11 protein-coding genes are annotated in these 22,498 nt (G+C 53.2%); all 11 read right to left on the reverse strand.

Annotated elements, in window-relative coordinates; translation table 11 throughout:
• Positions 1–437 precede the first annotated feature (437 nt).
• The 11 genes from PLD04_04990 to PLD04_05040 all read right to left on the reverse strand — a co-directional run bounded on the left by PLD04_04990 (position 438) and on the right by PLD04_05040 (position 22,463).
• Complete coding sequence (locus tag PLD04_04990; GenBank protein ID HXK67677.1) at positions 438–1,232, reverse strand: hypothetical protein; 795 nt, start codon at positions 1,230–1,232, stop codon at positions 438–440.
• Between the two features lie 161 nt (positions 1,233–1,393).
• Positions 1,394–2,368, reverse strand: a complete 975-nt coding sequence (locus PLD04_04995; GenBank protein ID HXK67678.1) for an ADP-ribosylglycohydrolase family protein — start codon at positions 2,366–2,368, stop codon at positions 1,394–1,396.
• The gene (locus PLD04_05000) at positions 2,365–6,093 is read right to left on the reverse strand and encodes an AAA family ATPase (GenBank protein HXK67679.1); all 3,729 of its coding nucleotides are present in this window, start codon (positions 6,091–6,093) and stop codon (positions 2,365–2,367) included. The genes PLD04_04995 and PLD04_05000 overlap by 4 nt, the downstream gene beginning before the upstream one ends.
• A 13-nt stretch (positions 6,094–6,106) precedes the next feature.
• The gene (locus tag PLD04_05005) at positions 6,107–9,139 is read right to left on the reverse strand and encodes a hypothetical protein (GenBank protein ID HXK67680.1); all 3,033 of its coding nucleotides are present in this window, start codon (positions 9,137–9,139) and stop codon (positions 6,107–6,109) included.
• A complete protein-coding gene (locus tag PLD04_05010) occupies positions 9,129–12,722 on the reverse strand; it encodes a Swt1 family HEPN domain-containing protein (protein ID HXK67681.1) in 3,594 nt (1,197 codons plus the stop codon). The genes PLD04_05005 and PLD04_05010 overlap by 11 nt, the downstream gene beginning before the upstream one ends.
• Positions 12,723–12,780: 58 nt before the next feature.
• Positions 12,781–14,394, reverse strand: a complete 1,614-nt coding sequence (locus PLD04_05015) for an AAA domain-containing protein (GenBank protein ID HXK67682.1) — start codon at positions 14,392–14,394, stop codon at positions 12,781–12,783.
• 4 nt (positions 14,395–14,398) lie between these two features.
• Positions 14,399–17,050 carry a hypothetical protein gene (locus PLD04_05020; protein ID HXK67683.1) on the reverse strand — a complete coding sequence of 884 codons (2,652 nt, stop codon included), beginning with the start codon at positions 17,048–17,050 and terminating at the stop codon, positions 14,399–14,401.
• Complete coding sequence (locus PLD04_05025; protein HXK67684.1) at positions 17,050–19,212, reverse strand: DNA methyltransferase; 2,163 nt, start codon at positions 19,210–19,212, stop codon at positions 17,050–17,052. Before PLD04_05025 ends, PLD04_05020 begins: the two co-directional genes overlap by 1 nt.
• A gap of 47 nt (positions 19,213–19,259) precedes the next feature.
• Entirely contained in the window at positions 19,260–20,057 is a 798-nt protein-coding gene (locus tag PLD04_05030; GenBank protein ID HXK67685.1) for a hypothetical protein, read from the reverse strand.
• Between the two features lie 3 nt (positions 20,058–20,060).
• A complete protein-coding gene (locus PLD04_05035) occupies positions 20,061–22,247 on the reverse strand; it encodes a DNA methyltransferase (GenBank protein ID HXK67686.1) in 2,187 nt (728 codons plus the stop codon).
• A gap of 9 nt (positions 22,248–22,256) precedes the next feature.
• Entirely contained in the window at positions 22,257–22,463 is a 207-nt protein-coding gene (locus tag PLD04_05040; protein ID HXK67687.1) for a helix-turn-helix domain-containing protein, read from the reverse strand.
• Positions 22,464–22,498: the final 35 nt, after the last annotated feature.

Below are 22,498 nucleotides of genomic sequence, written 5' to 3' on the forward strand. Positions count from 1 at the left end.
TCCTGCGCTCCCGAGATGTCTGCGAAGCATCTCGGTGGAGCAAAGGATGGTCGAACGTAGTGAGACCAAACCCTCGAAGCCTATCCCAGGAGGCCCGACGACCCCAAAATGAAAGCTCCCAAACATGGGAGCGATAGGACAGAAGTTATTGAGTTGAGGTAGTTCAGTGGAGGGGACGACGACTTACCGCAAATCAGTCTCAAAGCCCGCGCTCCTCGTAACTCCTTGAGAATAAACGACGAAGTCATCTTGCACAACCACTTCCCGACAACCCGACCAGAGAAACGATTTTCTCCCCTGATTTCCCGGCACCGGACGAGGGTGACGGGTTTGCAGTAAAACCGGATACCTGGCGTCGAGCCGCAACAACTTCGAATCCGGTTTTCGGACGCCGGTTCGGTTCCCAAAACGGGAATCGAATTGCCGCCCGGATAGGCTTACTGCAGCCCATACTTTTTCTTGAAATCCCCAATCCAGTCTTCGTGTCCGCCCGATTCTTGTATGGCCTCAACAACCATTTGAATGGTCAATCTGCCAACTCGATGACGTAGGTTCTGCGGGATCGCCTCATAAAGAAACGGCCACAACCCGCCGTGCGCCATCCCATCATCCGTTGACCTCAAAAAAGCCGGGTTCCTTGCATCGTGCAGCAATATGAATGACCCTTGCTTGGCAAAGGCAAACATCGCCTCACGAAAAAATTGGTAGTAGTTCGCAAACGGACAGATTGCCCCTTTGACAATAGCCGCCTCAGAAAAACCAAGTTCATCCAAGCGCTGCCAATATTTCCTGCCGATATGGTGCAAGTAACATTCGCCAAGCCTGTCTGGATATGGATTCCGACCCTCGCAATCACCGCCAGCAAAAACGGAGCAACCACCAAACTCTCGTTCCACCAGTTTTGCTTCAATAAAGAGGCTGTTGCATGAGCCTGACAGAATGATGTCGATTGAAGTGGGCTGGCCATTGTCTTCGTTAAAGACTGATCGGTCGTCGTGTTCAAAAACCGCCTCGACGTCCCCTCCTGGCCATTCGACACCGAGCCTTTCAATCGCAATCTTCAACGGTCCGAGATCGTTGCGCACAATCAGGGGGCCAATCAGATTGAAGGCCATCGCCTGACTGCTTAGTCCGTGATGCAGGTATTTGTGCAGAGGGAACGAATCCTCGCCGAGATGTCTCTCCTGTTCTTGGCGGATGTAATCCGCGACATCTTCACAAATGAGGTTCATGGGCCAAAGATCATGACGTGCGAGACAGTACCCCATCCTGGGATGGGTTTCGCATCCTCGCTCGCTGAACCATTGTTCCGCAGCCTTACGCAGAGATGCCTCGAAACTCTTGTATCGTGTGTAAGGCCAAGTTCTGGCCAATTGCCGACTATTGGTGTTTTTCATGAAAGCGGTCCTTGCTTGCCAATCAGCCTTTCAATCAGTTCCAAAGCATCCACCGGCCAGAAGCACTCGGGTCGCGGGCGGTTGACGCCGGGATGTCCAGCCTTGGGGCGGCAGTTCAGTACCTGGGCGACCCACTGGGCGGGTATGGCGTCCAGGCCGTACACCGCGCCAAGTAGCGCCCCACAAATGGCTGCGTTTGTATCGGTGTCGCCACCCCGCATGACCGTATCGACGACGCCCGCTTCAAAGCTCGGGGCATTGAGCAGTTGCCACAGGGCATTTCTGAACGCGATCAACACCCAGCCCTGTTGCTGGACGTAGTCAGCAGGTGGAGCTTCGGCGGCTCCTTGGATAGTGTCCATAAGAGCCGGGTCGACTGCCAGGTCGGCAGCCCACTGTTTGATATTCTTGTAGAGCTTCCCGGCCTCGCAGCCCGAGGCAATGGCGTGGGCAATCGCCATGGTAAAAAGCGAGTTCGCCTGAAGGCACACCGGATTTGGATGCGTCAGGGCGGCGTCCTGCTTGGCCCAGTCGCACACAGTTTCCAATGGGTAGTTGGCTCCGAAGATGCCCAAGGGGCTGATCCGCATCATGGCCCCGTTGGCCTGACTGTCGGGGTTCGGACATCCTCGCAATCCAGTGGCGATGGTCATACCGCAGTCAAAGGGATCGGAGTCGAGCCAGAATTGATATGCCTGAAGCGCGGCATTGGGATCATAGGCTCCACGCTCTATCAGCATCCGGGCCAGCAGCAGCGCCATCTCCGAGTCATCGGTCGGCTGACCGGCAATGGTGTTCCATGTGCCGCCATCGGCCAGTTCCCGCACGCCTTCCGGGTAGCTGCGGCGGATCTCCTCCGGCGACTGGAACTCGACCAGGCTGCCAAGGGCGTCTCCGGCAAGCTGGCCAATTAGGCAGCCTTGGGCACGGACCAAAGTTGTGGAGTTCTCGTCTGGGTACACCGTCATCATGATTCGTCCAATATGACTGTACGGATAACTCTTTCTATGTCCTGAGAGGATATCCCTCCACGCGCTGATTCGCTCGTGACGATCAGTGTACCGTTTTCACCCTCTCCTTCTTCATGCGGCAGGATGCCGTTATCTTTATACCAATTGAGCTTCTCTTCCCAGCGCCTACGATAACTCGGAACATGCAGCATGCCGCAGTGTTCCCAATAAAATGTTCTGCCCGATTCGATATCCTCAATAGTGAAATCGGGATATTTTGTGGCGCTGCCGATGGTCAAAGGATGCTCGTACATGTACTCGACCTTCAAGGCGGAAAGTCTGTCAGCGATGATCACTTCAGACTTTGACCGAACCATTTCACCGCGTGCTGTTCTGTGGATCAGATTTTCTTCGAAGAATCGTCCGTCAATATAAATCGGAGATGGCGCTTCAAAAAGATTTGTCAGTCTGCGGGCCGTCTCGGACCTGTCGTCTGACGAATACTTGCGCAGATCGCCTCTGGCTCCTTGATGCAGAATAACCACTCGATTCTTCTGCCGAGTCAGGGCCGTGTAGAGCAGCTCCCTGGAAAGCAGGCGACACGGATTTGGCATAACCAGAATAACGGTGCCAAACTCGCTGCCTTGAGACTTATGCACGGTGAGCGCATAAGCCAACTCCAACACCGGATTTGCTTCTTCACCGAAATCCTTAGCCGTAAAGTCGTATTTGAAATTCGGCTGGGAGGAGAATTCAACCTCGAGTTTCCAACGCAGATCTGGCAGACCCTTTTTCCAAAAAAAACCGACGGCCATCCCGATCTCGCCGTTTGCAATGTATGGATTGTCCTTTTCCGGATAGACCTTCCGGTGGCGGTTCCATGGCATTTTAGGATCGGTATTCGCCAAGTTGATAACCTTGTCGCCATAGACTATCTCTTCTGGTCCCATCGGCTTGGGGTATTTCCGCCATCTGGCGACTCTGGATGCATCGATTAACTCTTGCCTGAACTGTTTGTGAATTAAACGATTGATGTCGGGAACGCCGTGCGCCCCTGAACGAACGGGTGAAAGTATTTGCCAGCCCTCGGACTGTTCGGCTGAACCGAAGTTAAAAAATCGCATCCCATTCCAGTCTTTCCCGCCCAAGGACTCGTCAAACTTCAGAATGTCATCCGGGCCATCAAGACCAAGTTCATCAACGAGAACGGAAACCAGATTCTCCCTAAGTTCGTCCGAGGAATCCCACTGAACAAAGCGGACATGCTTGCTCTTTCCGGATTTGACGACTTTGTCGAAAACATCGTCCTCACCCGGAGCAATCGGCGATCCGCTGAACCATTCAGCGAGCTGCAAATCTTCGCGTTCTTCACCGGCCTGTCGTCTGCGAATGGTGAGCTCTGCGTATCCAGGGGCGACTCGTGGAAATTTTTCCATAATCCCGTCGGGAGCGAGATGCTTGATTACATCAACAAACGGGCGGCCTGCGCCAATCGGGGGAAGCTGTCTGGGATCGCCAATCAGAATCAAACGATGAACACCCTTGAGTGCCTGAATAAGTGCAGCCAACATCTCCTCAGTCAGCATTGAGGCTTCATCGACTATGACTGTTCGAGCCCCGGCCTCGGCAGATTTTTCCGATAACTTGTAGCGACCTGTGGAGCCATCATATCGGTCGGGGCTGAGGAACTGAGCAACAGTGAATCCCTTCAAATTGAGGTCGCTGGTGGATTGCTCCATTCGGACACGCGCTTTCCCGGTTGGAGCCAGAAGCAGAATGTCACCTTGCGATATCTGTGGATGAGAACACAGCACTGACAGAAGAGTGGTTTTCCCTGTCCCCGCAGGTCCGATAAGAACGCTGAGGCGGGATTCGGCAAGTTCCTTAAGTGCCGCCGTCTTTTCTTCACGAGCCTTTTCCTCGAGTTCATCGGAACTACCCACACCGTGAACATCAAGATGACTGTCGAGAAGGGTCTTCCAATCGGCCTCAACAACCAATCGTTTGCCTTTGACACGTTTTTGGATGGCGGAGCGAATCACATCTCCCATTTCGGCTAAACGGGCAAGCTGCAACGCAGGATTACCATCTGCCAGAGGCGTTTCAACTATGGTTTCCTCAAACTGGTCCTTTGCGACATTGATCAAATCACCGTCGACTTCGCACCCTGGCTTGATATCCAGGTTCCGAATCGCGAGCACAACCTGGTCCTGGGGCATCAGAGAATTGCCAGCGATAGCCGCATCCTCCAGGGTTTTGACACTGAGGGCACGCACACGGCGGGCGTCTGTTCCTGCGTCCAAAGCGGTTGGCTCGGGCAAAGGGTGTATCTCCCGGATGGTCTCGTCAGGGAAAACACCACGGTCAACGGTCCAGACACTTATTGGCGTCGATGTCAGCCTGGTCGTCTCATAAAGCAAGTAGGGATTGGTCAATATGGACAGATCCGAGCAGTCGATATTCGCCTTTTTCCGTTCCTCCTGGACATATATAGTCGTCGCCTGTTCTCTGCTGATTTCAAATCGGCTTATCAGTTTCAGGAGATTGCGGCGCTCTTCGGGAAGACGGCTCCATTTCGTTTGAATGGTCGTCCCGATCCCTTTGGCCAGATCTTTAGGCAGGTGCTTTTGTGGGTCTCGGAGAACTTGGTCGACCATGGGCCAAGGATCGACATTCTCTCCGACATTGTCAGAAATCTGTCGAGCGATAAACGTCCCGAGGTCAATGCCAAAAGCGCAAAGCGCCGACGCGAGCCCTGGGCACGGCCCTCTGGCCGTCCATAGCTCTCCGACTCGTTGGTCAATCCAGGTCAAGCACTTTGCCCATGGCCCAGGCAAAACTCCAATAGCTTTCCTGAGAGATTCCGCGCAGGACAGCAAAGAAGCGATTGCTGCGTCATGGGTTACAAGCTGCGAAGCGTGTGAAAATTCAAGAAGCCGGTCATCTGGTGAAAATGCGGCGATAGACGCAGGGTCAAAGTCGGGATTGTCAGCAGCCAGTTCCAGTGCCGCATGATAAGGCAACAAGAAGCCATCTTTGAAATCGGGCCTTATGGAATGCTGCACCATGCGCTCCCAAAGCATGGACCGCAGCTTTCCTTTCAGATCCTTGGTCGAATATTGGTATTCAACTCCTAGGGACACATGCAAAACCCGACCTACGCCGACCAGGATTCTCCTAGCCCCGGCGTCTTCGACAAACGGAACCTGCTTGGCGTAAAAAAAACAGAGTGATTCCTCTGGTTTGATGTGATCACAAAAGCAATCTGAGAGGGCCTTCTGGTTCTCTATGGCTTGTATCCACTGTGTGGGGAATCCTAATTCCGGCTCCCGCTCCGACCGCACATCCAAACCATATGTTTCGCCGAGTTCATCCATCGATTCCCGCAACATCCAAGCGAATGGGACCGCAGGAGCGGAATAGGCGGGATGGCGTAAATCGGTAGGAGCGAAGTGTCCGTGACTCCCCTCGGATGTGTGCTTGTACGGGTGGTTGGCGACCCTCGTGTATTCGAATGGCGACATGAACGCGACCCGCTCAGCCACGCAACAAGGCCATTTTTCTTGAGGCAAGTCCGCAAGCGATTGACCGGCGACCGCTTCCTCGGCGATATCGTTTCTCTCCTGCCCAATCCGTTTGAGCTTGAGGCAAGCCCCGTTAAGGCGTGGATTGGCACAGACTCGTCCATCCCATCCGGAATCGTGCCAAGGCACGCGAATAGATATGTGCTTTTTCGGATACTTCATGATCCCCCCAGAGTCATTCCGCCTCATCCATAATGACCTTCAAATCGTGAAGGTGTGTCTCTACGAAACGGATGCTGGTTTGCTCGTCACCGAACGATATTGGAAGCTCATAATCCTCCGCATTGACAATCTCTTCCCTTAGCTCGGCCATTACCTCGTCGTCGGTTTTTACAAATTCATCGTATTTGGCGGCGCACAGGGGGCAAAGAGCCAGATACTGAGCTTCATGCTCCTTCGGCAGATACTTTCTGGAGAGCACTTCCTTTTTCTCGAAGTAGTGGGCTCCATCGCGCTTCCGGAAGGGCATCTCCTCTTTGCATATCTGGCAGACCATTTGGTCGGCCTCGTTCGTGTATTGGTTTCGGAGCCATGTGATCGGATCAATGGCTCCGTTGGTGGTTCGAACACTTCTTTCGCGTTTCTCGTATTCCTTATCGGGCGCGTCGGTTAGTTGCTCGCCAAGACGCTCTTGACGTCGTTCCGGGTTGGCCACTGGTCTGGTTGGAAACGTTGGGCGTTCCTTGCGGGCAGCCAAGGCGGCTTTCAATTGCTCGACCTCGTCACGATGGTTTTTCAGGAACTCGATGTCCTCAAGGCTAACTCCGAGTTCTGTCGCGTGTTCACGTTTCCGCTCATCCTCGCTCTGTTCAGCACCCTCGACTATCCCAAGACTTTCAGTAAGCTCAGTCGCGCCCAAGAACTCGTCTAAGAGTTGGTCTGTCGTTATCTCGCCCGGCTTTTCAAGTGAATCATCTTTTGTAGGGACCCATTTTGAGTTTTTCAGCCGAACAAGGATCATGGAACTGAAATATTTGCTCTGCGAGCTGTAATAAAACCACTGATACCTGGCTTTGAAAAAGCGTGCGTCCAACTCCAAATAGTCCCGCAGAAATCCCCACAACACGGATGCGGAGCTTTTTTGTTCTTCAAAATCTATGATTTCTTGGATGGCTTCCAGAAACTGCTCAAGCCCGTCCAAATCGTAATTTTCTATAGTTTCTGATCGAGTTGAATATTCCCTTTCTCCATAGGGCAAGCCTTCAGATGTCGGCAATTTTCGTGGCAGACGGGAAACTCCAAGATCATGCCAGACATCGATGTCTACATCAGACGATGTGTACTCATCATGCAGGAACCACACTTCTTGAACACCAGAAAAATACCGTAGCAGCTCTGCTGTGTTGAGATAGATCTCTGTGGGCTTTTTGAATACAGTGTCTCCGGTTGAATTGGTGGCCTTCAGAAATGGCGTTCGCCTTGCCGCCTGGATCACCTTTCTTTTTCCGGCTTCCGAGTCTGAGCCCATGGCGCGAACAATCTTTTGTATATCCGCCTGATGTTCGGAGTCTGGAACCGAGTCTCCGTCGGTTTTGGCGTATTTGGGCAGAACCCTTTCCACGATATCGTCAAAAACATCGGGTTCTGAGAGTCCCAACCGTTTGAGGAATGTACGAGCCTGATCATCGGTGACGATTGACCGGCTCACAACTGGAAAAGCGGTTTCCTCTGGTGGAGGCATAAAAGCGTTGGGAGTGGTACCGTCCGGCTTGAAAGGGGCTTCCTGGCTGCCATTGGCAAGACGAAGAATAGGCTTCGAGCGCAGAACACCGCCAGGATCACGTTCCCAACGAGGCGCTCTCCAAAGCGCCTCCTGGCCGGATAAATACCCATAAAAATCAACAAACCATTCATCGGGCTGGACAGACAAAAAGGAGTGACTGATTCTTCGGGCTAACCCGTCCGGAGTCACTTCCTCCACGTCAAGTTCGCTAATCAAGTAGGAGCGGAGGTCAGGCGTTCGGTCCTGGGTAATTTCCCCGGCAAGCCATTTTATTGTGGCTGTGGACTGAAACAACTGACCAAGCTGCACCTGGCCCAGTAGTTTTCTGAGGTCAGCACCGCGAGCGAGTTTGGCGTTCCCGGCGGACACGAATGAACCGTCATCGGCCGGGAGGAGTTCTTCTTTGATCAACGTGTTCCGAACCGACTCGACGATGGGATAAAACATGCTGTCGTCTGGAAAATCCTCGGTTCTAATCGGAAGCGCCTCGAGGAAGGATACCGAGAGCAGGCCAAGATCCTTTATCTCAGACAGAATGTCTCCGATGAGATCAGCAGTTTCTTTTACCAGCGTCTCATTCCAGTCGTCGTCTTTTGGGATGTTGTCGCGAGATGGTGTTGTCCTGTATGGCCCTTGAATGAGGAATCCGAACCTTGTGGCCTTCTCTGTGGGAAAATAAACAACCAGGGGAGAATCCTTAACTTTGACTATACGTTCGGGATTCTTTCCGGCCTTGTCTTCTGCCTCCAGCCGGAAGCTGACCTCAACACGCACAGTTTCCGAATTCCCCGGTACGGGTACCGGTCGTTCAAAAATGAGCCAGTTTTCCTCCTCGTCCTTGCCGTTGTTTTGACCGATGACGCTGACTTGTCGGGCGGGTCCTCGGGCAATTTCCTCGCGCAGATACACCCCGCCTTTTGAGGTTGGCAGCTTGTACTCAATCTCGTTGATTTTCCGGAGGAACAACAGCGTTCTGGCGCTCAGGTTGCGGAGGCGTGCGCCGATTTCTTTGCATGCGGTCTCTGGCGATATTTCCGCAGTGTTAAAGGGGAAGACAAAAAGCGTGGTCCAGGAGTTACCGGCTGGCTTGGAGGTCACCGCGTAAGGGCGCACGTAGTTCTCTATCCTGAAGCCTTCTCCGCCGGAGTGGACTTCCGGAGTAGCCGTGTAGGCGTAGACCGACTTGAAACCGATCCCGAACTTTCCAATTTGCGTCAGATCTTCGGTTTTGGTTCCTTCTCCGACACCGCACACCCCTCTGACATCCCGCTCATTGAAAAGACGGCCGTCATGGGTAACTTCCAGCCTGTCGTCGAAAAGGCTGAAGAGTATTCGGGTAGCGCCCGCATCCTCCGCATTCTGAAGAAGCTCGAAAACGAAATGGGTTCGATCTGTGTACAGTCGGCCCAGAAAGGACAGGTGGCGTGTCCCTTGACCGTACTCACGGATATTGTCCTCTCGTATCCTGTCGTAGTCAGTCGGCATTGGCGCTTCCCCCGGAAACATGAATTACACCATACGCGACCGGACCGGCGACGATATCCGCTCTCTCCAAAGCGATGTCCAGCTCTTGGATTCGCCTTGCGTAGTCCGCCTCTGCGGCGGCGATTTGCGACCGACGCATTTTTTGTATCTTCTCGTTGGTCGCTTGGCTGAGCTGTTCTTCAAGAAGAGCGATCCGCGCTCGGTGACTGGTGGATAGGCTCTCCCGCCGGTATTCGGCCAGTTCCTGGGTCTTTTGCCGGTGGCTACTTCTGGCATCGTTCCACAAGCTGTAGTGCTGGGCGTCCAAGTCGTCCCAAACTGAAGCGCCAAGGCCGTCTGGCATAGCGCCAGGACAATCCGCCGCACTCTCCAAAAGGCGACCAAGATGCTCGGTCACCATGGCGTTCGAGGCGATAGGCTTAAGCACCAAGTCCTCCCTGATGCCGTGAAAGCGCCACTGGTAAATGGCGAATTCGTAGCGCCCAATAGGTATCTCGTTCGACACTACCTCCAGATTGGTTATGACCCGTTGTTTGGTATCAAATGACAGGGCCGCCTGTTTGACCAATGGATGGAGGGGCATGATGAAGGCGGCCTCGGGATGCTGCATGGCGCAATCAGACTCGAAGGTGATGGCCAAATGCTGGCTCCCGCCCTTGAGCCAATTTTCCCATTCGCGGTAAGCAGAAGTGTTCTGCCTGGGGAGCTGCTGAAAATCCCTTAAAAGGTGGCCACGGGATTCCTGGGCCAGGCGGAGGGTCTTGAGCGGCTTTTCGCCCAGAATAAATTCCTGGTCTTTACCGCACACGCGCTGCAGGTAAAGGGTCACCACCCTGCGGAGAGAAGCCGGTGATAGCCAGAAACTCGCCGCGTCGGCAATTTCGCGGTTCATCTGCTCTTGGGGAAGGCGAATGCCAAACAGCTCCGCCTGCTTCTGCTCCAGCTCTTCCTGCTCCTGGATGAGCCGGATTTTGTTGTCGGATAGTTGCTGGAGCTTCCCATTGCGCTCCTCCTCACTCAGCTCGTAGTTCTCCGCGATGTTTTTGATCTCACGAGTGATTTCACCGAGTATTTCCTCGCTCCCTCCGAGGGCATTATTGAAGACCCCGATGCGCACCAGGCACCGCTCGTAGATATCCGCATCCACGGTTCCCGGCGTGATCAAGTTGACGATGGCGACGCTCTCGCTCTTCTGCCCATTTCTGTCGATACGGCCGATGCGCTGTTCTACCCGCATGGGATTCCAGGGAAGATCATAGTTAACGATGCAGTCGCAGAACTGATAATCGAGACCTTCGCAGCCGATTTCGGAAAACAGCAACAGGTCGAGACAGTCCTCATCCTCCTTCAGCTTCTCAAAACGGGCGCGAAGGGACACCCGATCCTCATCCGGCGTTCCCCCATGGACCAACCCGACGCGAAAACCGTCCTTGCTGAGATGGTCGAAGAGATAGCTCAGGGTATGCCGGAAGCTGCTGAACAGCATGACCTTGTTGTTCGGGAGGCTTTGCTTGTCGCGGATGATGTTGCGTAAAGCTTCGAGTTTGGGGTCGCCTGCCTCAAGGGTACGAGCCGCCTTCAGCAGATTCTGGATTTGGCTTTGGATGGGAATGATGGCCTCGTCCTCGGGGACGCCGGTGTCATCCGCTTCTTCCCAGGACAGTTCATCGAGATGGCGATTGAGGATCTCCTCAAGAAAGGGGGAAAGACCAAAGAGGCAACTGGCCGCCTGTCGCCTGATGGTGGTCATCATGAACTTCACGTTGACCCCATTGTGAATCTGGCTGAATATTTCAGCCTGGATTCTCAAAAGTTCGTCATGCAAATTCTGCTGAGCCGGAGTGAATGGCACGACGACCGTCTCGGGCTTCCTGACCGTGAAATTCCCAATGTCGCGGCGGCGGGTTCTGTTGATGATACCGGCGAAGGTGTGCATCCCCTCCGTGTCGGAGATCATCTTTATGCGTTCCTCGTGTGTTACCCCGCCCCTCAAGAGTTCAGAGCGGACCCGACCAAAATCCGGATTGTGCCTGAGTATGGCCTGGCCCCAGGGCGTGGACGCCGCCTGATCGAGAGCTTCCATCGCCAGGTTTTGCCATTCCGGCGTTTGAGACCGCATCGCCGACACCGCCTGATTGATAGACGGGTTCGGCTCAGCCATGTGCGAGAAACTCTCCTGGTCGATGATGAGATCGGGACGGAGCGTATTTAAGAGAACAAAGAGATCGTTGCTACCGAGCTGGATCGGGGTGGCCGTCAAGAAAACTACGGCTTCCGCATGATCGCAGAAAAACTTCACGGCTTTATGGCTGAATGTATCCTGGTTTCGGATGTGGTGAGCCTCATCGACAATAACCAGATCGAAGCGGGGTGGTGGATCAAGGTCGAGGATGCCTTTTTTCCGCTTCCTCTTTCCTTCGGGAGCCGAGCCGTACAGAAGCGATTCATCGAATAGGGAGTACGGTACGATGCTTTTCTGGTGTTGATCCGGCCAGACACCATCCAGATCCATCTCGTTGATGCAATACCGCAAGGTGGCACCATCAAGATGGGTAAAGCGCTCTTCGAAGCGTTTCATCTCGTTCAGCCATTTTTTCTCAGTCACCAGCGGGCGCGGGCAGACAATGAGCACTGAGCGTATCTCACGCCGCGCTTGGAGCTCGCGCAGGATGAGACCAGCTTCAATGGTTTTACCTACACCAACGCCGTCGGCAATGAGCAAGCGTGGACGATCCGACCGGATAAAGCGCAACACCGGTCTGAACTGATACGGGATGAAGTCGACACGAGCGGCGTTGAGTGAGTAGAGGGTGGATAGCCCCGGATACTTTATCTGTAGCGCGGTGAGATAGGCATGGAATTGGTCGCAGGGTAAGGCGTTTTCCTTTTCCTCACGCTGGTCTTCGGCTTGTAATTGCGATGCGTAAAACGTCTGGGTTGTCCCGTCTATGAAGACCTTGAATCGGTTCTCAGGCTTTCCAGCCAGCACGGCGACCACAGCGCCACGGCTTGATGGGTTTGATTTGGCGAAGACGATTTGCCCGGGTTCGAATTCGGCCGCATCGTTTTTCCTTTCCGGAGGCGCGGAGGGTGTCTCTGCGCTTGGGTCAGGTTGCGGCTGGGTCTCCGACGCGAGAAGGGCCGCCTTTGTTTTCCGTAAATCTTGAATCAACTTGTCATCCGCGCCGATAACAACCGCAAAACGCTGGAGGGTGTCCAGATCCCTGTATATGTCGTCAACGGGGAAGCCCTCTGTGTCCGCATGCGCCCAGTGATTACGGACCGTTTGCATTTCTTTGACGAAGTGACGGGCTTCGGAGGTCAGATCCAGGCTGTTGGAAATCTGATACCAGTTCTGGTCCAGCACCCGAAGAAGTCCAGCGAGGTCAAGGCCACCCAGTGACGTGATGTTGCGTTGCTCCAAGCGTCTTTTTTGCTGAAACGACAGGGTGTTTACGACCGCTTTGTTCCACCAGTCGTCAAACAGCGGCGGTAATACTTTTTCTAGAAATACGGCGAGCTGCCCGGCTACGTCGCTAAGATGCTTCGCAACCGCTCCGTGAACCAAGGCTTTCTCATTCATATTTCGACCCGCCTCCTGTTGAGAACACTTAAATCACATACTCCATCAGGCTTACAATTCATGCCGACTCTCCTCCATTCTCATATCGCCCCCTCAATTTGCTTCTCATGGTCGACAGAGCACCGCGTTCAAAGAACGGCAAGTCGATGGTGTCGCATACCGAACTGCAATACTGCTCGGCAAAGAGCTGCAGGTGAGCGGCGTCACGGGCCACGTCCGGATCGGATGGCAGATACTGGAGAAGCGCGTCGCTGATAAGCATCACAAACTTGCTTCTCGCCCGGGTCAGCGTCACATTGAATCGTCGTGGGCTTAGGATGAACGCATCTTCAGACGCAACAAAATCCCGGTCGGCCACCACATAACTGGAAAGGATCAGGTCGCGCTCCTGCCCCTGGAACCGGTCTACAGTGTCCACAAATGGAGGCGGGTCCATCGTCATACCGGCTGCGTCCACGAGCAGATTTCTGATGGATGCCATCTGGGCTCGGTGGGGAGTCACAATGCCGATTTTCTGCGTCCAAAACTCCTGGGCGCTTACTCCAGACTGTTGGGCGTCGACCAGCTTCTTGTACAAAAGGGTCAAAGCGGAAACGATCTGCGCCTCAAAAGGGTTCGATAACGTATAGGTGTTGGCGGAATAGCTGATCACCACCACAGGGCAAGCTGGGTCAAGAATGCGGAGAAACTCGTCGGACCATGGCAACTGTTCAGGCCAGTCGGCTGGTCTTCCATCAATATTGATGGCGAGATCCAGCTTTCTCTCGGGGAAGAACGCCTCGTATTCGTTCTTATAAAAACGCTTACAGGGCCATGCGGAAATTTCCACGTTGGTCCGGTAGTTGTGTTTAAGCTGCACCGGGGTGATGCCGTGGGTCTCCTTCATGTAAGAGAAAATGCAGTCAAACAGCCCTTGAACGCTATCCTTCATCTGGAAGCCGTAGATCGGCCCAAGCTGCCGGTCGTCACCTGCAAGGACAACATGCCCATCAGACTTCAAAAGCAGAAAGTAGGCCGCAGCCGCAGCAACCTGAACCTGTGATGCCTCGTCGATCATCAGAAGATCAAACCATTCGGCTGTCGGCTCGCTATCCTGGTGGTCTTTCTCGGCAAGTCGGCCAAGTTGTTGCCAGGTACCCCCCACGATGATGATGCCGGGATCGTCGCCTTTCAGGGCATTCACAAAGCCCTGAGCCCTTGCAGAGGTCCTCGGCATATCTTCGATCTGATCACTCAAGGGGGGTGCGGAGGAGTCGCTCCTCACCCTTGTGACACGAACTGGGCAAACTAACGCTCCGACCGTGGCCGTCCGCCTGTTGATCAGTTCCAGGACTTCGTTGAGGACGTTATCGATAGCGTTGTAGTTGCTGGACCCGATACCGACACGCAGCGGAGTTCCCGCCTCGGCGTAATGTTCAATCCACCCAAGAATAGTCCCGGCCAAAACCGTGGTCTTTCCTGTACCCGGCGGCCCCCAAAGCAAAGAAATCCTGTTTCCGAATGCATCGTGAAAAAGGGATTCCTGCTTTTCGTTAAAGGCATCCTTCAGATATGGTGTTACCTTCGCGTACAACTGGTTGGTGTCGGCGAATGTTTTTCCTGCTGCCAGCGAGCCGGGGGTATACATCAGGCTATGGGCTGGTTCGGTCATTTTTGTCGGTCTCTTAGCCATTGCCTTACCTCCGCTTCCTGGCACGTTTGATCGGTGCTGCCTTGCCGCCGACAGACCTCAATGCTTTTTCTATCCTGTCGCTCGAGAAGTCCCGGTACATCGGATCGAGGACAAGCGGTGAGTCGAGCGCCACGAGTCCATGGGCGACGGCAAACTGAAAGAGCCCCTGGTGACCCGGCTTAAGAACCACATAGGGATTGTCCTGCATGGCCTCCAACCGAATGACCTCTACCTGAAGCAAAGCCCCTATCGACTTGTTCGTCATCCACCGCTCGGTCAGGCCGTGTTCGCCCAGCAGTTCTTCTGCATCCTGGAAGCCCAGTCCAAGTCGCCGACGCCACGGTTCGTCGAGATCCACGTATTCATTCTCATTGGATAGGGCGACGGTAAATTCGCCTTCCTTGATTCTGGAATCCCTGCTGGTCGGAGAAAAATCGAAAACATAGAGCGTTTCGTGTTGGTACTGTGGATTCGCGAACTTGATCTCATCGATGATCGGATCAGCCTCTGCTTGAGGCTTCAAGGTCAACCCGCGTATCGAGAAAAACCTCGCCTCCCGTTCATCGACGGGCAGTGAGCGAGTGTTCCGATTCTCCATTTCCTGGCACGCGACATTGAGCTTCTCAAAAGCGATCAGGCTTCTTGCCGCCTCCGGAACACTTGCCTGGGAGGATCGTGCGGCAGAGAAGCCGCTCTTTTTCAGCACCAACCGGTCTTTGTAGTTTTCACGCAGTCGCCGGACGATGTGCTGCAAAGCTTGCAGGTGAACCTTCGTGGCCCGCTTAATGCCATCGTAGAGTTCGTCCCGGGTGTAGCGTCTCCACTTGGATGGGTCAGTAGGATGAAGTTTATTGAAATGACGGACGAAAATTTTGTCCTGCCACAGCTCATAGGCACGTTCGAAGGGGATCTGATCGCTCATTGGGGTAGCGAACCCAAAAGGCAGATCGAATTTATACGGGGTTCCATCCTCCCGAACATTTGGGAAGAAACTGTTCGCTGCATCAAACAGGGAGTAATCGTGGGCAACCGGCAGCCCAACGAGCATTCGCAGGACTTCCTTGACGATTGTCCCAGGCTGGGACTTGAAAGCATCCGGATCGGGCAACAGGCTGTCCGGTGGGAAGAATCGGGTAAGTATCTCGATCAGTTCGATCACGTCAGGGTTCTGCATATGACGCTCGAACATGCGCTTGAGCTGTCGCACCTCCAGCATGTCCCAGAAGAAGATATGGGAAGAGAGCCGGTCACGGGCGGGTAGACCTGTATTGACGGTCGACACCTCATCTAACCACTCAGAAACCACGGTCGCAAATTCCTTCAGCCTCTCGCGTTCCGTTTCCGGGTTCATCGCATCGACACGGTCGACGATGAAAATCTTTTCGTCCGTCACCGGAGGATCGCCGGGCTTGCGGCCGTGCGGGAAATAGAGCCGCGCCGCGCCCAGGGCAAAGGAGATACCAGAGCCCGGGTCGAAATGAATCGTGATAAAGATGCTTTGGTCAGTCCACGCGGGGATCATGGCGCTGCGCCGTCCATCGACCGGCAAGGGTGCCCCCTCGGTCAAGGAACGGGCGCGAGTTGCCAGCGCTGGCCCATCCGCCCGCAACTGGTGGCTGGAGTCGATAACGGATTGCCACCGATCATCGGCGGTAGTCACGGCTTCAGTCAGTCCCGCCGTAGTGGTAATGCCATTTGAACGGAGAAGTTCCGCCTGCCCTTGATTGAGCCAGGCGAGCCGGGAAAGGTGATCGCATTCGGATGCTTTGTCTCGGCAGTAGCGAACGTAGTCGCAAAGCTGGCACTTGGGACCGACATGCCAACTGGCATCCTCCATGTCGGTCTGCAGAACCCTGAGAAGACGATCCTCGAAAAACTGCTTCACGTGGACTTCATAGACTTCATACGGAACCCGAATCAGCGTTTCGCTGAGGGCCTCGGAAACAGGATCTGCGGCTCCCTTGGCCTGATAAAGCTGGACCAGGTTCCTGAACGCATTGATGTCATGGCTTCCTGGCCAGATGGTGCCTTCCGCCGAAACGGCATATCTGCCGCCAAGCCCTTCTTGCTGGATGGCTGTGGCCAATGCCAGAGCGTAGTAGGTCACTTCCGTGAAGTGCCGCAGGGATGGCTCCGCAGCCATTTTCACATCAATGATATGGATTTCGTATTCAGGCACAGTCCCATTGCCGATCAGCGGCGCACCAGTACCACCTGGACGTATCCAAAGGATGTCCGGGCGCACTCTTACCTGGTCGAGACCGAAATCGTCGTATGCCTTTTGAAGGCCGGGAGTAATGTTTGTGGGAACCGTGAACTCCGCCTCAATAATTGCCTGGGGTGGTTCCTGTTGCCGGAGGATGTCAAAAAGGTTCTGAATCTTCTTGAAGGGCTTCCGTCCCAGAAGATCATCGACCTTGTCCTCGAGAAGGAACACAACTTTCTCATCATCCGAGGTGTCGATCAGATCCTGGTATTTGTCGGCTTCCCAGCGCCGCCCGGCCGCTTTGATAAGTTCAATACCAGGGCGTTTGTAGGTTTCGGCCGAGACCCCAAGTGAGTCCCTTTCAGCATCACTGGCCAGTCGAAACCGGAGAAACCGGTCACAATCGAATTTGAATGTTAGGGCAAGCGTTCCTTTATCGAGTTTCGCCATCACAACTCTCCCGGGGTTGGTATGTTCTTCAATGCATCCGACATCGGTCGTGTGCTGGTATCCGCCTCGCCTAAGAAACCTCTACTGACGACCAACGCCCGAGCCAAATTTGTGAAATCAGGTATTTTGAAGCCGATCCGTTTATGGGCGGACAATGCCTCAAAGTGAGATTCCGCCTCCAAGACAGCGTCTTTGAAGGCGGTTTCGCTGATGACCGGAACGCCCCTCTTGATGACGCCTTTCTTCTTGCGACAGACCAGCACCGCGTCCCATTTGATGGTGCCATCGTAAGTGTGAAGGCCACCTTGGCCTTCGCCACGCATGGGCAGCACCTTGGTTACCGAGAGTCCCGAATGAAGCAGAGCCGTGCCGAGAGCATCCCACGCCGATGCGAGTTTATGGTGGTAGGTGAACACGCAGATCCCATCCGGCTTGAGCACTCGATTGCATTCCATGAAAATCTGCTGAAGCCGTTCCTGGTATCCCTTGATTGCCTCGTCGGACCGTCGCGTGATGGCCAGATTCTGCAGTATCGGAGCCGAAGTGGCGTTGTCGTCATACGGGGGCGGTGCGATTCCCAAAGCCTGATGCCAGGCCAAATAGAAGTCCGAGAGTTCCGAGTAGCTCAGATTGTCGAAATACGGTGGATCGGTCAGCACGAGATCCACTGAGCCGTCTGGTAGTAAGTGGAGTTCCTCGGAAGATTGGGTTTCAATCGCCGCCGTGGCGCTGCCGCTCAATACATCATCGACTGAGCCAAGACAGGCTTGTTCGCGCTCGAAATCATCTTCATAACCGACTCTGGTGCCTTCCGGATGCAGCTCCTGGGGCGCTTTGGCAAAGGCAATCGCCTTTGATATTTTCCGGACCGTGTTGATGAACGTCCCCCGTCCGACGCCATCCTGCCAAGGGTTCAGCTCGACCGGACGAGTGATGTGCCGGTATGAGTGAATGGAGAACATTGGACTCGTTCTGCGATAGCCAAACGCATAGGCCGTGTACATGCAGTTCGTGGTGAGATGCTCACTGAAGGCCAGCTCAAGGCAGCGCCGCGCCTTATCGCTTTCCACTCGGCCGATGGCCGAACCGAGAAGGTGCAGGTGGAGCTTCTGCCGGTCATTGAAAAAGTCTGCGTAATGCCGAATCCCGTGGATCAGAGGTCGTCCATCCGAACGCCCCTCGCGGGGAATGCTTCTTGTCGGCACAAGCAAGCCATTCCCGATCATCCGCAGCTTTCGGGTGGCTCGGTCGTACAACGCCTGGTCCGCCTCCTCGACGCGCTTGAAATGCCTTGTACAGTTCTTGCCGGTTCCGACCAGATACTCCTGGGCAAAGAGCCTCCAAGTGGGGCGTTCGGCACCGTCAAGGTCCTCCGCTGCGATCTTCTGTGTGTGCTTGCAGGTCGGGCAGGTCATGATCCCGTTGCCGTGCGTGCCCGCGCTGATAGTGGTGCGCTTGCCGCAAGAGCAGTGCAGCACCTTGCGTTCAATCGGCAATTCGTGGACCGCATGACAGTCCTTGCAGAATACCCACTGCAGGCATTTCTCTTTGGAGTAGGCCAGTTGGAAATGGGGATGGAGCTCTACATCGTTCTGGCAATTCGAGCACTGCTTCACCTGGACCCAGAAATGATGAAGAACATCCCGTTCGACGCCGTCCACCATAGTCCGATGCAACGGCATAATGAGTTGGGCGATCTCATTGCAGATCTGCTCGATTTCCGGATAGTGATCCTCCATCCGGGAGGCGGCCAACTCAAATCGGGTAATAAAGGTCGCGACCGGGTCGATATCAAAACCAATCACCCGGGCGTTGCAGCGCATGGACTCCACCAAACTTGTCCCGCCACCGATGAAGGGATCGAGAACGACAGCGCCATGCACGAAGGTCTTGCCGAGATAGGTATCCCAAAAGGCGTCGGCCTTGTCAGGGGGAAGGGTCAGCGCGGTGATGATCGAACGGAACTGAGAGCCCACCCGGCGAGCAAACCAGCGGTGGACCCGGTACAAAGGATTCGAGCTCTGACCTTCACGCAGGGCAAGCTCGGCGATTTGGGCAATGGGAATGTCGCCCGTCTCCAGCAGGGTACGGGCAGGCCAACCGCCAAAGGTGTCGCCTCTGCGGTTCTCAATGATCTGCTTTGCCTGACCTGTTTTAGCCATAGATCCCCATTACCCTTTCGGTCCACTTTCAGAGATTGGTACGATTATCATTCATTATCATCATCCACCTCTGCATAATTACGCTCAGCTATCTCTCTGGAACGTTCGCACAAGGTAATAGCTTCTATGGGATCTCCTGCTACTCGATAAGCTTTGAACACATGCTCTCTTCCGGCATTTGGGTTTGGAACCAGTGTCGTAGCAAGTTCGTTTGTTCTTAAGTCGAAGCTATATGCCACAACCATTCTGTCCACTTCGCGTCTCGTCAATTCGGCAATTTCGATCAAGTCCGCATCAACAGGCATGTCAGCAGGAAGGATTAAAGTTCGACGGTGAGCCGTGCCCTCGGCAAGTGCAAAAGGAGTTGGGGCTACATACATTTTTCGATCACGAACAAGGATATCCCCATAACTACCAAACCCTCGAAAGCTTTTGTTTTTGTGAACGTAGGTATTGTCTGCGTTCAAGAAACTGCCATGACATATCACAAGGTCCAGAACGGGATAGCGGTTACCGTCTGGATTACTGGGATAGCGCCCAAAAACATAAAGAACCTGACGACCATTATGTTCGCCACAAGGGACCTGGCTATTACAGTCATAATCTGCCTCACGCCCTGGGTAGGCCAGCCCCTTTAGTTCATACCCCTCAGTGAAACGCACTAAACGAAAATCGGGATAAGTGTTTCGACCCGGTTCATCGAAGTTCTCACCAATTCTTTGAAGACGAGCTTTGAACCAATTTTGGAAATGAAACTCCTTGTCATTGCGTCCTTCCCGTTCGATTAAAACTCCATCTCGGATGGCCCGCACACATTCTTTGAAAATCGTTGATATCTGAGACACGGATTACCCCTTTCTTTTTGATTTCTTTTCGATATGCAACGATTCAATCGTCGCTTCAATTTCCGTATTGCTTGATTCAAGCAATGCCAGAGCGGTGCTCGGTTCATGAGAGGTCGAGAGTTGCCGGAGCAGTTGCGCCATGACTATGACACGCAAATCATTTCGGCTGAGACCTCGTCCACTTTCTTGAAAACGACGAACTTGATCGGCTACAACCGGCCTCACTGTCCCCCATAAATCTCCATTCCAGTCATGCAGAGGTAATTGGGAACGCTTCCGGCAAACTAAAACTACATCGAGATCGATTGGTTCCTTCGCCTGGTGTTTTGGCATGGCAACAGACATTTCAGCTTTGATCGGCTGTGCCGCTGTAATGCTAAAGCCCGAAGTCATAATTGCTTGAAGAACTGAGTGCCATCCTTCAGGTCTTGAATGATGGTAAGTGAAAGCAAGCACGCCATCATCTTTTAACACCCGGTGGGCTTCTGCCCATACGGCAGCAAGGCGCTCGGTGAAGAGAGATACATCGGCGTTTTGAACCTCCAAAACAGATCGCGTCGAGTCGCGCTCCCGTTGGCCATTCTCACCAAGAATATGACGCTGCCAGACATGAAAAAAATCAGCCAGTTGTGAATAGTGTACGTTATCGAAAAATGGAGGGTCAGTTACGATAGCGTCAACAGACTTCTCTGGTATATCTGTATGGCTCGAATCCCCGCAAGATAGATATATTCTCTTCCCGGCAGAAAAATCAGCATATTCACTCGCCAAATCAAAACCAAGCGGTTCAGATAAGCCGAATATTTTTTCGGTAATTTTCTTTCCATCCTTTGTTCTAATCTGTAGCTCAAATGGTTTTTCAGCGTAATCTAAAGCTCGACAAATACGTCCTTTAAACATTGTCATGAAAGAACCAGAGCTTTTCGAGGTTCCCCAAAGATTTGCTTCCAATGGAACTCTTTCTGGTTTCAAAATGTGATGCGCAAACATGTGTCGGACAGCACCTGTTCCCTCTCCTTTATAGGAGGCAAACATGTTGTTGAATTCGAGGGTTCCAGAGAATAGACATGCAAACAAATCACGTAATACGGGATCACTAATCGCCTTGATCCGCTCAGACAAAATCGACAAACAGAGAAGCTGTCTATCATTAAACATTTCGTGCCAATACTTATAATTGTAATTGAGCGCCTGGTTCGTATTGTAACCTGGTTCTATTAAAACTACAGGATAGGCATTTGGACGCTCAGCCAACATTGCCGAAGCCTTTTCATACAAAGATCGGTCTTCATCATTAGCAGATTTATATACCTTTGAGCCGTCAGGTAGAAGGATTAGCTTTGCATAGAGTCGATGCTTAGGCGGAGCATCTGTTGAACGAACTGTCGGGGCTATGGAGAAAGTGTGGTTACAAGCAGGACATGTGGCCTTTTGACCTTTCGCTGGACCCGACTGCGGATCAAAAATCTTTTGGCAGGACGTGCAGTGCGCACTCTCATCATCGTATCGTACCTGATTGATTTCGCCGCAATCAGGGCAGACGGCTTGTGCTTGGGGGTAGCGTTTGGGATAAGCATGCCGAGCGAAGATCCTTGAAGAAAAAAGATCCACATCTTTATTGCAACAAGGGCATTCCAGTGTCTTTACCCAGAAATAATAAAGGACATCGGCTTCTTGCCCGTTTGGTAAACGGCTTTTATAAAACGCTCTGATTTTATCCGCAACGTCGGACTCTATTGATTTATATTCATTCAGTACGCTTTCGCGATTGTGGTAAGAAAGAGCATTGCGTACTAGGAAGTGTGCTACCGGATTAATATCCCGACCAATAGCTCTCGCTCCGAGTTTTGCGGCTTCGCCAATGGTGGTGCCACTGCCCATAAACGGATCAAAAACAACAAATTCATCAAGTCGTATCGGTTTGTACAGAGCATCAAAGATATCAGTTCCTGACGGCGATAAAGCACCAAGTGTAATCGCACGAAATACTGTCCCAAGTCGTTGTGCCCACCATTTATGTATATGATAGATAGGCCGGTTAATTTCTTTTCGCCAACTTTCCAGTTCAGCAACATCACTGACTTTTTCAAAAGGGAATGCAGGATCTTCCAGTGCGCATGCCCATGAGAATTCAGGTGCCACAACTGGGGTTATTTGATTGTCTATACTCGTTCGGGTCGCGTGGTTCATAGCCCGTTATCACTCCTTACGCTTCTTGTCTGTTTCCGCAGCCCCGCCTGCCTCTACCCAGGCATCGACTTGATCTTTTTTGAACTTCCAAAGACGGCCCATGCGATGGGCGGGCATCGCATGCTTGTCGATCCAGCGGTAAACGGTGTCACTGCTGACACCGAGGTACTTGCCTATCTCGTCTACTGATAACCAGCGGTCTTCCATCTCGGCCATTTCTCTAGCTCCTCATGGGCGATTGGGTTAATAGC

The sequence above is a fragment of the Thermoanaerobaculia bacterium genome (assembly GCA_035593605.1).
Taxonomy (GTDB): domain Bacteria; phylum Acidobacteriota; class Thermoanaerobaculia; order UBA2201; family DAOSWS01; genus DAOSWS01.